11 protein-coding genes are annotated in these 13,210 nt (G+C 69.1%); all 11 read left to right on the top strand.

Going from position 1 to position 13,210, the window contains the following annotated elements; genetic code table 11:
- Positions 1-5 precede the first annotated feature (5 nt).
- The gene (locus tag FZP69_RS19980) at positions 6-974 is read left to right on the top strand and encodes a carbohydrate kinase family protein (RefSeq protein WP_152043115.1); all 969 of its coding nucleotides are present in this window, start codon (positions 6-8) and stop codon (positions 972-974) included.
- 79 nt (positions 975-1,053) lie between these two features.
- Positions 1,054-2,229, top strand: coding sequence for an enolase C-terminal domain-like protein (locus tag FZP69_RS19975; RefSeq protein ID WP_152043114.1), 1,176 nt, complete (start codon positions 1,054-1,056; stop codon positions 2,227-2,229).
- A gap of 25 nt (positions 2,230-2,254) precedes the next feature.
- Positions 2,255-3,352: a Gfo/Idh/MocA family protein gene (locus tag FZP69_RS19970; RefSeq protein WP_152043113.1), complete on the top strand. Its 1,098-nt coding sequence runs from the start codon at positions 2,255-2,257 to the stop codon at positions 3,350-3,352.
- 344 nt (positions 3,353-3,696) lie between these two features.
- Positions 3,697-4,896 carry a BMP family lipoprotein gene (locus FZP69_RS19965; RefSeq protein ID WP_152043112.1) on the top strand — a complete coding sequence of 400 codons (1,200 nt, stop codon included), beginning with the start codon at positions 3,697-3,699 and terminating at the stop codon, positions 4,894-4,896.
- Between the two features lie 67 nt (positions 4,897-4,963).
- Complete coding sequence (locus FZP69_RS19960; RefSeq protein ID WP_152043111.1) at positions 4,964-6,526, top strand: ABC transporter ATP-binding protein; 1,563 nt, start codon at positions 4,964-4,966, stop codon at positions 6,524-6,526.
- A complete protein-coding gene (locus tag FZP69_RS19955; protein ID WP_240137727.1) occupies positions 6,523-7,644 on the top strand; it encodes an ABC transporter permease in 1,122 nt (373 codons plus the stop codon). Before FZP69_RS19960 ends, FZP69_RS19955 begins: the two co-directional genes overlap by 4 nt.
- The gene (locus FZP69_RS19950) at positions 7,641-8,711 is read left to right on the top strand and encodes an ABC transporter permease (RefSeq protein WP_152043110.1); all 1,071 of its coding nucleotides are present in this window, start codon (positions 7,641-7,643) and stop codon (positions 8,709-8,711) included. Before FZP69_RS19955 ends, FZP69_RS19950 begins: the two co-directional genes overlap by 4 nt.
- A 100-nt stretch (positions 8,712-8,811) precedes the next feature.
- The gene (locus tag FZP69_RS19945; RefSeq protein WP_152043109.1) at positions 8,812-9,807 is read left to right on the top strand and encodes a Gfo/Idh/MocA family protein; all 996 of its coding nucleotides are present in this window, start codon (positions 8,812-8,814) and stop codon (positions 9,805-9,807) included.
- Entirely contained in the window at positions 9,804-10,781 is a 978-nt protein-coding gene (locus FZP69_RS19940; protein ID WP_152043108.1) for a Gfo/Idh/MocA family protein, read from the top strand. Before FZP69_RS19945 ends, FZP69_RS19940 begins: the two co-directional genes overlap by 4 nt.
- Positions 10,782-10,875: 94 nt before the next feature.
- On the top strand, positions 10,876-11,742 hold the full coding sequence (locus FZP69_RS19935) for a DUF3179 domain-containing (seleno)protein (RefSeq protein ID WP_240137725.1): 867 nt from the start codon (positions 10,876-10,878) through the stop codon (positions 11,740-11,742).
- A gap of 237 nt (positions 11,743-11,979) precedes the next feature.
- Positions 11,980-13,197, top strand: coding sequence for an AGE family epimerase/isomerase (locus tag FZP69_RS19930; RefSeq protein ID WP_152043107.1), 1,218 nt, complete (start codon positions 11,980-11,982; stop codon positions 13,195-13,197).
- Positions 13,198-13,210: the final 13 nt, after the last annotated feature.

Raw genomic sequence — 13,210 nt, 5'->3', positions numbered from 1 at the left:
CAGGGATGGGGACGACCGCTCCGGAGGTCCTGGTCGCCGGCGACACGCTGGTCGACTTCATGCCCGCCGGCGACGGTGAACCGACGACCGACTTCGCGGGGAAGTTCGGCGGCTCGGCCGCGAACGTCGCCATGGCGCTGTCACGGATCGGTGCCCCGCCGCTGTTCTGGACGCGCCTCGCCACGGACTCGTTCGGCCAGTTCCTCGCCGGGGTCCTCGCCGAGAGCGACATCCCCGCGGAGTACGTGGTCCGCGACGCCGACGCGAAGACGACGCTCGCGTTCGTCTCGCACGACGCCGACGGCGAGCGGGGGTTCAGCTTCTACCGCGAGGGGACGGCCGACACCCGGATGCAGCCAGGCACCGTCACCGACGAGACGCTCGCCGACGTCTCGTGGGTCCACCTGACCGGTGTCACGCTCAGCGTCGAGCCCAGCCGCACCGCGACGCTCGAACTCGCCGAGCGCGCACACGAGGCGGGCTGTACGGTGTCGCTCGATCCGAACGCCCGGCCGGAGATGTGGCACTCCACGCAGGAGTTCGCCGCCGTCGTGCGGGGGGCGCTCGACCACGTGGACGTGCTCAAGGCGACTCCGGAGGACCTCGCAGCCGCGGGGTTCGGAGCGTCCGATCCCGCCGAACTGGCGCGGTCGGTCACGGCACGCGGCCCGGCGACGGTGTTCCTGACGCTCGGCGGCGCGGGGTCGCTCGTGTACGGTGCCGAGTCGAGCCCCTTCGCGGGCGTCGCCCGGCACGTGGGGTACGACGTGGACGTCGTCGACACGACGGGGGCGGGCGACGGCTTCCTCGCGGGCGCGATCGCCGCGATGACGAACGGCGTGACCGACGCCGAACGAGTGCTCTCGGTGGCGAACGCCGTCGGCGCGGTGACGACGACGCAGCCGGGCGCGGTCACGGCGCTGACCGGCCCGGATCCGGTCGCGGCCCTCTGTGGCGACGTTCCGTGGGTCTGACCGGCGATTGCTGTCTCCCCTCCCCCGCCGCGGTCACGTCAGTGTGGGATTTATTAAGTCGCCGCTGGACGCTTCTCTCATGCCACCGCAGATCGAACGGATCGAGAGCACCGAGTTCTCCTACCCGCTGGAGGACGTCGGCACCGACGACAACGGGTTCAACCTCGTCTACGAGTCCGGGAGCGTCACGCACCGCAAACTGTTCGCGCTCCGCGTCCACACCGACGAGGGGATCACCGGCGAGTACGTCGGCGGCAACTCCCCGGGCGCGGCCCAGATCAACACGTTCGCCGACTACCTCCTCGGGAAGAACCCGCTCCACCGCGAGCGCCACTGGTCCGAGATCAAGCGCGGCCTCCGCAAGTACGACCGCATGGGGATCGGTCCCGTCGACATCGCGCTGTGGGACTTCGCGGGCAAGTACCACGACGCGCCGATCCACGAACTGCTCGGGAGCTACCGGACGCGACTGCCCGCGTACGCCTCGACGTACCACGGCGACACCAACGGCGGGCTTGACTCGCCCGAGGCGTTCGCCGACTTCGCGGAGGCGTGTCTGGAGATGGGGTTCGGCGGCTTCAAGATCCACGGCTGGGGCGGCAGCGACGCCGAGCGCGACGTCGACCGCGAGGTCGAGACGGTCCACGCCGTCGGCGAGCGCGTCGGCGACGAGATGGACCTGATGCTCGATCCAGCCTGCGAGTACGAGACGTTCGCGGACGCGCTGAAAGTGGGTCGGGCCTGCGACGAACAGGACTTCTACTGGTACGAGGACCCCTACCGCGACGGCGGCATCTCCCAGCACGCCCACAACCGGCTGGCCGAACGGCTCTCGACACCGCTGCTGCAGACCGAGCACGTCCGGGGACTGGAACCGTACACCGACTTCCTCGTCTCGGGCGCGACCGACTTCGGTCGCGCGGACCCCGAGTACGACGGCGGCATCACCGGCGCGATGAAGCGTGCCCGGATCGCCGAGGGACTGGGACTCGACGTGGAGTTCCACGCGCCGGGCCCGGCCCAGCGCCACTGCATCGCGGCGGCGCGCAACGCCAACTACTACGAACTGGCGCTGGTCCACCCCGACTGCCAGAACACGATGCCGCCGGTGTACGAGGAGGGCTACTCCGACATGATCGAGACCGTCGACGACGACGGAACCGTCTCGGTGCCCGACGGTCCCGGTCTCGGCGTCGACTACGACTGGGAGTACATCGAGGACAACGCGACCGGCAGCGTCCACGTCTACGAGTGACGCGACGGAGCATACGACACGGACAATGAGCTACACCGCAGGGATCATCGGAACGGGCGGCATCGCCGGCATGGGCATCCTCGGGATGCACGACGCCGAGGACATCGGGAAGAAGAAGGTACGGGCGAGCCACGCGGGTGGCTTCGACGCCACCGACGGCATCGACCTCGTCGCCATCGCGGACGTCGACGAGGAGAAACTCGAGACGTTCGGGACGGCCTGGGACATCCCCGACGACCGCCAGTACCTCGGCCACGAGGCGATGCTCGCGGCCGAGGACCTCGACGTGGTGTCGGTCGCGACCCCGTCGTACCTCCACCACCGCCACGTCGTCGACGCCGCCGAATCCGCGGCCGACCCCGACGTGATCTGGTGTGAGAAGCCCATCGCCTCGCGGGTCACCGACGCGAAGGAGATGATCGACGTCTGCGAGCGGGAGGGGACGGAGCTCGTGGTGAACCACTCGTTTCGATTCACGGAGAAGCTCCAGCGGCTCCACGACCTCATCCACGACGGGGGCATCCTGGGCGACGTCCACTCGGTGAACGCACAGTTCCGGATGGAACTGCTGCGCAACTCGACCCACCTGCTCGACACGCTCGTCTACCTCCTCGACGCGCGCGCCGAACGGGTCGCGGGGTACATCACCGGCGAGAACGAGGCGGCCGAATCGCTCGGCGCGGGGCGCGAGGTCGACGACGCCGGTGGCGGCGGATTCGTCGTCATGGACGACGGGACCTTCACCACCGTCGACTGTACGATCCCGCGGGCGGACTCGTCGATGGCCTTCACCTTCATCGGCAGCGAGGGGAAACTCTACCTGAACAACGACGACGGCGAGTGGCGGTACTGGCGGCTCGACGACGGCGAACACGTCGAGGAACCGCTCCCGGGCATCGACGACGCCTGGTCGTGGGACGACGACTACGAACAGGCGTTCCCCAACGCGGTCGAACACCTCGTCGCGATGCTCGACGGCGAGGCGGAGAACCCCTCGACCGGTGTGGACGCCACCAGGTCGCTCGAGATCATCGTCGGCTTCTACGTCTCGCACTACGCGAACGGTCAGGTGTCGATCCCGTTGGACCGTCCCCTGCAGGACGTCGAGATCACCTCCTGGTGACCGCGGTCGGCCTCTCGCCCTCGAGGAGGGCGGTCCGCGTCGGCGCGTGACGGCGCGTGACGACGTGTGAGCGGCGAGACGGGCCGTTCGTCGGGGCGGTCACGGCCCCACGAGCGATCCGAGCGATCAGAGTGACCGGAGCGACCCGAGTGATCGGAGTGACGGCGAGGGCGGTACGACCCGCTCTTCCCCGCCGAGCCGTCCGGCCCCTGGCCACGCGACCGACCTCACGCCGTCGTTCGCGGTGTCTCACGGGCGGTTCGTGGGCGTTCGTGACGCCCACCCGTCAGATTTAATTATGTTCCGAATAATCGTGATGAAGCCACGGTAACAGGTGACACACAATGAGACGACGGAACTTCCTCAGGCGGACTGGTGCAGGGATCGGGGCCGGTGGCGCACTCGCGGGGTGTCTCAGCGAGCCCGGAACCGGTGGCGACGGTGACGGCGGCGGTGGCGGCGGCGGCGGCGACAGCAGCAGCGGCGACGGTAGCGACGGTGGCGATGGTGGCGACGGTAGTGGGAGCGACGGTGGCGACGATACCGCCACCCCACAGGAGGGACTGGACCTCGCGATCATCTCCGGACCCGGTGGGTTCGGCGACAAGGCGTACAACGACATGGCGTTACAGGGGCTGAACCGGGCCGTCAGCGAGTTCGGCGGCAGCGTCAACAGGGTCCAGGGTGAGGGCGGTCAGTACGAGAGCCTCCAGAGCCAGCTCGCAGAGAGCAGCACCGACTACGACCTCATCGTCTGTGTGGGCTTCTACCAGGCCTCCGCGCTGAAGCAGAACGCCGCGAACTTCCCCGACCAGAAGTGGATGCTCATCAACCAGGGGCTGTTCAAGGAGAACGGCGAACACTTCGAGAACGTCGCCGGCTACGTCTGGGCGAACCACGAGATGTCGTATCTCGCCGGTGTCGCGGCGGGGACGATGACGACCCGCGAGCTGACCCACGACGACAACGCGACCGACCCGGACGGGACGGTCGTCGGGTTCGTCGGCGGGGTCGACTCCGCGCTCATCCGGGCGTTCCAGCGGGCGTACGTCGAGGGGGTCCACTGGGTCGACGAGGGGACCGAGGTCAAGGTCGGCTACGCGGGGTCGTTCCAGGACCCCGCGGCCGGCAAGGAGGTCGCGCTCTCACAGTACGACGACGGGGCGGACATCGTCTACCACGCCGCGGCCGGAACCGGTCCCGGCATCTTCCAGGCCGCGCAGGACCGCGACCGCTTCGCCATCGGCGTCGACGCCGACCAGTCACAGACGCTCCCGCAGTACTCCGACGTCATCATCGGCAGTGCGGTCAAGTTCCTCAACGTGGGGACCTACGAGGTGGCGAAGGGAGTCCGCGAGGACAACTGGGAGGCGGTGAACGGTCGCAACGTGCTCGGCCTCAAAGAGGACGCCGTCAGATTCGTCAAAGGCGGCGGGCTGGAGTCGAAGCTCCCTGCCGCCCTCGACACGAACCTCGAGGACGCCAAGAACGCCATCGTCGACGGTAGCATCACCGTTCCGTGCACCGCTGCGGGCTGTCAGTGACCGTCATCGGGCGGTGCGTCTCATGATCACGTTTATACACTCCCCCCGGAGGGCGACCAGGTAACGTATGTCGGGACCGAACACCCCTGCCGTTCGCCTGGAGGGGATCACCAAGCGGTTCGGCGACATCGTCGCCAACGACGACGTGGACTTCACCCTCGACCGGGGGACGATCCACGCCCTCGTCGGGGAGAACGGTGCGGGGAAGACGACGCTGATGAACGTTCTCTACGGGCTCTATCGCCCGGACGAGGGCGAGATCTACGTCGACGGGGAGCCCCGGACGTTCGACTCCCCACAGGAGGCGATCGAGGCGGGTCTGGGGATGATCCACCAGCATTTCATGCTCGTGGACACGATGACCGTCCTCCAGAACGTCGTTCTGGGACACGAACCGACCGGTGGCGGCCTCGGGTTCGTCGATCGGTCGGCCGCCAGAGAGCGGATCGGAGCACTCTGTGACGCGTACGGGTTCGCGGTCGACGAGCGGCTCGACGCGAGGGTCGAAGACATCGGCGTCGGCCTCCAGCAGCGCGTCGAGATCCTCAAGACGCTGTACCGCGGCGCCAATGTCTTCGTGCTCGACGAACCGACCGCGGTGTTGACCCCGCAGGAGGTCGAGTCGCTCTACCGGGTGATGGCCGAACTCACGGAGGAGGGCCACTCGATCGTCTTCATCACGCACAAACTGGAGGAGGCGATGACGGCCGCGGACGTCATCACGGTCCTGCGCGACGGCCGGAAGATTGGAACGGTCTCCACCGACTCCACGACGCAGACGGAGCTCGCGCGGATGATGGTCGGCCGCGACGTGCTGTTCGACGTCGAGCGCTCCCCCCACGACCCCGGCGACGTGGTTCTGTCAGCGGAGACTCTCCGTGTCGACGACGACCGTGGGATCGAACAGGTCGCTGGCGTCGACTTCAGCGTCCGCGAGGGCGAGGTGTTCGGCATCGCCGGAGTCGAGGGAAACGGTCAGTCGGAACTGGTCGAGGCCGTGACCGGACTCCGGACGCTGGCTGGTGGCCGCGTCGAGTTCGAGGGCCGAGACATCAGCCCGCTCTCGCGGCGTGAACGGATCGAGGCCGGCATCGCGTACATCCCCGAGGACCGCCACGAGGAGGGACTCGTCCTCGCGTACGACCTCGTCGAGAACGCGCTCCTCGGTAACCAGACGCTCTCGCCGTTCTCCGACGGCCGCCTGTTGAACTGGCCGGCCGTCCGCGAGCACGCCGAGGCGATCGTCGAGAAGTACGACGTCCAGCCCCCGGACGTCGACACGCTCGCGCGCTCGTTCTCGGGAGGAAACCAGCAGAAGTTCATCGTGGGTCGCGAGTTCGAACACGATCCGACACTGGTCGTCGCCGCCCACCCCACGCGGGGTGTCGACGTCGGCTCGATCGAGTTCATCCACGAACAGTTGCTCGAGATGCGAGCGGAGGGTGTGTCGGTGCTGCTCGTCTCCTCGAAGCTCGACGAGATGCGGAAGCTCTCCGACCGACTCGCGGTGATGTACGAGGGGAGCTTTACCGACGTCGTCGACCCCGACACGGTGACCGACGCGGAGCTTGGACTGCTCATGGCCGGCCGCCGACCCGACGCAGCGGACGCACGGAGTGAGAGCCGGTGAGCGCCGTCGACCGTCTCCGGCGGAACTCCCGGTGGCTCCTCGCCCGCCTGGTGGACGCCAGCGTCCTCGAACGGCTGCTGATCGCCCTCGCCGCCATCGCGTTCTCGCTGGTCATCGCCGCCGCGATCCTCGTGGTGATGGGCCACGACACGGGGCTGTTCATGTACTCGCTGCTGTACGGCGCGGTCGGCACGCCCGGCCAGATCGCGTTCACGCTCCGCAAGACGACGATGCTGATCCTCGCCGGGCTCGCCGTCGCGTTCGCCTTCCGGGCGAACGTGTTCAACATCGGCGTCCAGGGACAGATGGTCGTGGGAGCGTTCGCGACGTCGATGACGATCCTCTGGCTCGCGCCGTTCCTGCCCGCCAACGGCATCGGCGGCGTCGTCTTAGTCCTGCTGGGACTGGTGAGCGGCGTCGGCGGTGGCGCGGCGTACGCGACGATCCCCGGGCTGATGAAGGCCTACGCCGACGCGAACGAGGTCATCACCACGATCATGCTCAACTTCATCGCGACGGGCGTCCTGTTCGTCCTCGTCGACGGGCCGCTGAAGGCACCCGGGGCGGCCGCGCCGAAGACGCCGGACTTCCCGGCGTACGCCGGGTTCCCGTCCCTGTTCGCCAACTCGAGTTCGTTCTCCGTGATCGGTCTCGCCATCGCGCTCGCCGCGGTCGTCGTCGTCTCCGTCGTGATGACGAACACGCGGTTCGGCTACGACCTCCGCACGACCGGCTACCAGGCGGCCGCCTCGGCGTACAGCGGCGTCGAGCCGAAGCGGACCACCGTCACGACGATGGTGTTCTCGGGGATGCTCGCCGGGCTCACCGGCGCGGTCTACGTGGTCATGATCGTGGGCTACTTCCAGGACCCCGGTGTCTTCCCGACGTTCGGCTTCGACGCCATCGCGGTGAGCCTGCTGGCGGCGAACAACCCGCTCGCCGTCGTGCCGGCGGGGCTGCTGTTCGGCGGGCTCGCGACCGCGAAACAGTTCGTCGACGTCAACCTCATGGTCCCGAAAGAGCTCGTCAACGGCATCATCGGTCTCATCGTGCTGTTCGTGGCGACGCCCGAGCTGTTCAGGATGGCCGGCCGACGCCTGCGGGGTGACGACCGATGAGCGTCGATCTCGGTCGGCTGCGTCACCGCCACGGGACGACGCTCGCCGCCACAGCCGTCTTCTTCGGGCTCGCGCTCGTCGGTGCCGTCTTCCCCGACACCGTCGTCGGCGAGCTGACGACGACGGGGACGTTCGAGCGGGCACTGCGGCTCTCGACTCCTATCACTCTGGCCGCCATCGGCGGCCTCTACGCGGAGAAGAGCGGGGTGTTCAACATCGGGCTCGAGGGCTTTCTCATCTTCGGGGCGTTCTTCGCGGGTGCGGCCGCGTTTCTCGTCTCCGGCGGGGGGCAGATCAGCCAGCTCGACCTCTGGATAAGCGTGCTCGCCGCCGTCGTCTCGACGGCGGTCCTGGCGGCGCTGTTCGCCGTCCTCACCATCCGGTACAAGGCGAACCAGATCGTCGCCGGGCTCGCCGTCTGGTTCATCGGGCTCGGGTTCGGTCCGTTCGGCGCGATCGTCCTCTGGGGACAGGTGAACAGTCCCCCGCTCCGGAGCATCAACGAGGTCGTCGTCCCGGGGCTCTCCGAGATCCCGTTCTTCGGGCCGCTCCTCTTCGCGGCCTCACCGCTCGTGATGTTGACACTCGTGATCGTCGTCGCGGCCTACGTGGTCCTCGAGTACACCCGGTTCGGCTACTGGATCCAGGCCGCGGGCGAGAACCCACAGGCGCTCGACACCGCTGGCATCGGCGTCAACCGCGTCCGGTACGCGGCTGTCGTTCTCTCGGGTGCGCTCTGCGGGCTGGGTGGGGCCTCGCTCACGATCGCGTTCTCCGCCGGGTTCGTCGGCCGGGGCGTCACGATGGTCAACGGTCGCGGGTGGATCGCGATCACGGCCTACCTCTTCGGCAATTACAACCCCCTCGGCACGTTCGGCGCCTCGCTGCTGTTCGGGGGCGTCAACGCCCTCCAGATCCAGCTCCAGACCGTCGGGATCAGCATTCCGAACCGACTCGCGGGGCTGTTCCCCTTCTTCGCCGTCCTCGTGGTGTTGACGCTGGTCGGCCGGACGCGGATGCCCTCGGCGGTCGGGAAGGCGTACGAGACCGAAGAGGAGGAGCGGTGAGACGGGTCGGGCGACGCGAGCCGACGGACGCGTGCGACCCTCACACCTCTCGCTCCTCCCGTGCTAACTACTATCACACCGCTCGTCCAATGCAGCGAGTATGGTTCGTATCGGGCTCGTCGGCAGCGGGTTCATGGCACAGACGCATCTGGACCGGTATCGGGCGATGGACGACGCCCGGGTCGTGGCGGTTGCCTCGCCGACCGCCGCCTCGTCGTTCGTCGCCGAGAACGGGCTCGACGCCACGGCTCACACCGACGCAGGGGCGATGATGGACGGCGACGCCGCCCTCGACGCCGTCGACGTCTGTTCGCCGACCCCGACCCACAGGTCCCTCGTGACGGCGGCGGTCGAGCGGGGGTTCGACGTCTTCTGTGAGAAGCCGCTCACACTCACCGTCGCCGACGCGGAGGCGGTCGCCGACGCCGTCGCGGCGGCAGACGGGTCGCTCTTCGTGGGGCACGTGCTCCGGTTCTTCCCCGCGTACCGCGAACTCGCCGAGACGCTCTCGGCGGGAGCGATCGGCGAACCGGGGACCGTCCGGGCACGGCGGGTCTCGCCGTTCCCCGACTGGGCCGACTGGTACGCCGACGCGGACCGGAGCGGCGGGGTGTTCCACGATCTGGCCATCCACGAGTTCGACTTCTGCCGGTGGACCGTCGGCGACGTCGAGCGAGTGTTCGCCAGGGTTCACCGGGACGAGCGGTGCCAGCGGGGCCACTCGACGCTCCGGTTCGCGAACGGGGCCGTCGGCGTCGTCGAGGCCGGGTGGGACCGACCGGCCGGCGGTGAACTCGAGAGCGCGTTCGAGGTCGCCGGCGAGCGAGGCGTCGTCGCCTACGAGAGCGACACCGGAGTGCCGTTGCGGTTCGAGGGAACCGGTGGCGACCGCGACACCGGGGAGGTGGACCTGCCGCCACCCGTCCGACGTGACGGCTACCGGCGCGAACTCGACGCGTTCGTCGAGATGGTCACCACCGGCGGGCCGCCGCCGGTGCCCGTCCGGGATGCGGTCGAGGCGGTGCGACTCGCCGTCGCGGCGCGGCGCTCGGCCGCGCGGAACGAACCGGTCGTCGTCAGGGAGGTGGACGCGTGACCGTCAGCGTTGGCCTCTGTTCGGTCGCCCACGTCCACGCGGGCGCGTACGCGGACCTCCTTTCGGACTCGCTCCCGGGGGTCGAGTTCGTCGGGGTCGCCGACGAACGGACCGAGCGCGGGCGACGGTTCGCCGCCGACCACGACATCCAACTTCGGTCGCGCGACGCGCTCTTCGAGCGGGCGGACGGCGTCGTCGTCTGTTCGACGAACGCCGACCGCGGCGAGTGGGTCCACGCGGCCGCCGACGCGGGGGTCGACGTGCTCGCGGAGAAACCGCTGGGGACGAGCGCCGACGAGGCGGCCGCGATCACCGCCGCCTGCGCGGACGCCGGCGTGTCGTTGAGCGTCGCCATGCCGCTCCGCCACAGCGTTCCCGCCCGCCAGGCCCGTGACTGCCTCGACGCCCTCGGGGAGCTGGTCGCGCTCTCCGGCACGAACCGCGGACAGTTCCCCGGCGGGTGGTTCGCGGATCCCGCCGAGAGCGGCGGCGGTGCGGTGATGGACCACACCGTCCACGTCGTCGACCTCGTCCACTGGCTGACCGGTGCCCGGGTCACCGAGGTGTACGCCGAGACGGCCACCCGGTTCACCGACGCCGACGTCGAGGACGTCAACCTGCTGTCGATGACGCTCGGCGCGGAGACGCCGTTCAGCCTCGACGGGTCGTGGAGCCGCCCCGAAGCCTGGGATGCCTGGGGTAACGCGACGCTCGAGATCACCGGCACACGGGGCGTCGTCCACCTCGACTGTTTCGCACAGCGGTTCCGCGTCACACGCGACGGCGACGACGGCGGCACCTCGTCCGTGTTCTACGGGACCGACCCGAACCGGGTCATGCTCGAGCGGTTCGCCGAGACGCTCCGCGGTGCCGACCCCGCAGTGCCGGGCGACACAGCCGTCGAGGCGCTCGCCGTCGTCGACGCGGCGTACGAGTCCGCGGCGTCGGGCCGGGCCGTCGCGGTCGAGTACTGAACCGTGCGGGACGGTGAACTTCCGCCGCTCGACAGTGGCACGGTCCGCGCAGGACCCCGAAACGGGTTTGCGGACGGGACGCGATGAGAGCGACATGCATCGGCGGCGACTCCTCCGCTCCCTCGGTTCCGGGATGACGGTCGGCGTCGCCGGCTGTCTCGGCCGTGCGAGCACGGACCGTGGCGGCACGACTCCGTTTCGCGCCACCAGGACGGACGGGACTGCCCGCGCCGCCGAGGTGGACGGAGCCGTTCGCGGCACTGGGACCGATTCAGACCGATCGGCGTCGGGACGACGGGCCCGGACTCCGGCGGTCTGTTCGAAGTCGATCCGCTACGACACTCAGATCGTCGCCATCGTGGACCCCGCGTTCGGCCCGGACTGGGGCGACGTCGCGGCTGACTCCCGATACGCCACGGCGGGGAACGACGCACTCTCGCCGGAGACCACGGTCGTCGGCGTCGGGACGGACACCCACGCCCGGGCCTACCCGATCACGGTCCTGACACGGCACGAGATCGTCAACGACACGATCGGTGGGACGCCGCTGGCGGTGACGTACTGTCCGCTCTGCCGGAGCGGGCTGGTCTTCGAGCGCGTCGTCGACGGAGTGCGAACGACGTTCGCCGTGTCGGGACTCCTGTGGTCACCGTCGTCGGACGGCTCCCTCGACGGCTCGACGGTCGCGTTCGGGGCCGAACGGGTCGGTGGCGAGCGGGGTGCGGTCGAGGCCGACGAGAACCTCGTGATGTACGACGAGGCGACGCGGAGCTACTGGAGTCAGCTGCTGGGGAGGGCCATCTGTGGACCACTGGCTGGGACCGACCTGCGGGTTCTCCCGTCGACCGTCACGACGTGGGAGCAGTGGCGAGCCGAGAACCCCGACGGTCGTGTGCTGCTGCCGCCGCCCGCGTCGAGCACGGTCCGCTCCCAGCAGGCCGGAGACGGGACAGGCCGGTGACCGAAGGGGCCGACGAGCGGCGTCTCGCGTTCGAATCCACGTCATGGTCCCGTGATCGGTGAGCCACCGGACCGTTGCCAGTGCCGTTATCGGTTCGCGAGAGACGGTCGTCATCGCGTGCACCGACTCGAACACGGCTGGAACGGGGCACCACACCCTCCCTGTCCGGCACAGTTCGTGTGACGAACCACGACGCGAGGGAGCGACTATTTACTGCTCCCCACAGACGACTGTACCATGTCCGACTCACTGTACCGCGATCCGCGCTGGCTCCGGGGACAGATCTACGACGTTCTCTCGTTTTACTACCCGACGTGTCTCGACGTCCACTACGGCGGCTACGTCATCGGGCTCGATGAACGCGACGGTCACGTGTACGACGCGCGGACGAAACACCTCGTGGCGACCGCCCGCGCCGTCCACAACTTCAGCGTCGGCGCGCTGCTCGACGGCCCCGTCTGGTGCCGGACCGCGGCCGAGTGGGGGCTCGACTTCCTGTCGAGACACCACTGGGACGAGCGTCAGGGAGGGTACGACTGGGTGCTCGAAGGCCGGGAAACGGTCGACGACCGCCGCTTCTGTTACGGCCAGGCGTTCGTCCTCCTCGCGGCGGCGCGCGCCCACCAGATCGGGATCGAGGGTGCGCGGGCGGAACTCGACCGGGCGTTCGGCGTCATCGACGACCACTTCTGGGAGCCCGATTACGGCCTCTGCGCCGATCACGCTTCGGGCGACTGGTCCGACCTCGCCCCGTACCGGGGACAGAACGCGAACATGCACACCTGCGAGGCGCTGATCGCCGCGTACGAGGCCACCAGCGACGACGCGTTCCTCGACCGGGCGTACGAGATAGCCGACGCGTTCACGCGTGAGGTCACCCGCCAGACCGACGGCCTCCTGTGGGAACATTACACGGAGGAGTGGGAGGCCGACCTCGACTACAACCGCGACCAGCCGCGCCACCAGTTCCGGCCGTGGGGGTACGAACCCGGCCACCACCTCGAGTGGGCGAAGCTCCTGATGGTGCTCGACGACCACCACCCCGAGGCGTGGTTCCACGAGCGTGCTGTCGAGCTGTTCGAGGCCGCGGTCGACCTCGGCTGGGACGACGCCCACGGAGGCTTCTACTACACGACCGACGAGACGGGCGACCCCGTCGTGGCGGACAAGTTCAGCTGGGTCCACACCGAGGGGATCGGGGCCGCCGCCCTGCTCGCGGCGCACGACGCCGACGACACCGCAGCGAGGACCGTCGCCGGCGACACGTTCGACGAGTGGTACGACCGGCTCTGGGTCTACGGCGAAGAGCACTTCGTCAACCCCCGGCACGGGAACTGGTACGAGCGGTTGACCCGCGACCACGAGCGCGACGACCCCAACCGAGGGGTCGCCGTCGAACCCGGCTACCACCCGCTGACCAACGCGTGGCTGGCGATGCGGACGTTCGGCGTCTGACTTCGCGTCGCCT

The sequence above is a fragment of the Salinigranum salinum genome (assembly GCF_009176545.1).
GTDB classification, from domain to species: Archaea; Halobacteriota; Halobacteria; order Halobacteriales; family Haloferacaceae; genus Salinigranum; species Salinigranum salinum.
The sequence above is the reverse complement of the archived record's forward strand: the minus strand, read 5'-3'. Positions and strand labels throughout refer to the sequence as shown.

Coding starts and splice junctions, on each gene's coding strand:
- FZP69_RS19980 (WP_152043115.1), top strand. CDS start 6: ATGGGGACGACCGCTCCGGAGGTCCTGGTCGCCGGCGACACGCTGGTC.
- FZP69_RS19975 (WP_152043114.1), top strand. CDS start 1,054: ATGCCACCGCAGATCGAACGGATCGAGAGCACCGAGTTCTCCTACCCG.
- FZP69_RS19970 (WP_152043113.1), top strand. CDS start 2,255: ATGAGCTACACCGCAGGGATCATCGGAACGGGCGGCATCGCCGGCATG.
- FZP69_RS19965 (WP_152043112.1), top strand. CDS start 3,697: ATGAGACGACGGAACTTCCTCAGGCGGACTGGTGCAGGGATCGGGGCC.
- FZP69_RS19960 (WP_152043111.1), top strand. CDS start 4,964: ATGTCGGGACCGAACACCCCTGCCGTTCGCCTGGAGGGGATCACCAAG.
- FZP69_RS19950 (WP_152043110.1), top strand. CDS start 7,641: ATGAGCGTCGATCTCGGTCGGCTGCGTCACCGCCACGGGACGACGCTC.
- FZP69_RS19945 (WP_152043109.1), top strand. CDS start 8,812: ATGGTTCGTATCGGGCTCGTCGGCAGCGGGTTCATGGCACAGACGCAT.
- FZP69_RS19935 (WP_240137725.1), top strand. CDS start 10,876: ATGCATCGGCGGCGACTCCTCCGCTCCCTCGGTTCCGGGATGACGGTC.
- FZP69_RS19930 (WP_152043107.1), top strand. CDS start 11,980: ATGTCCGACTCACTGTACCGCGATCCGCGCTGGCTCCGGGGACAGATC.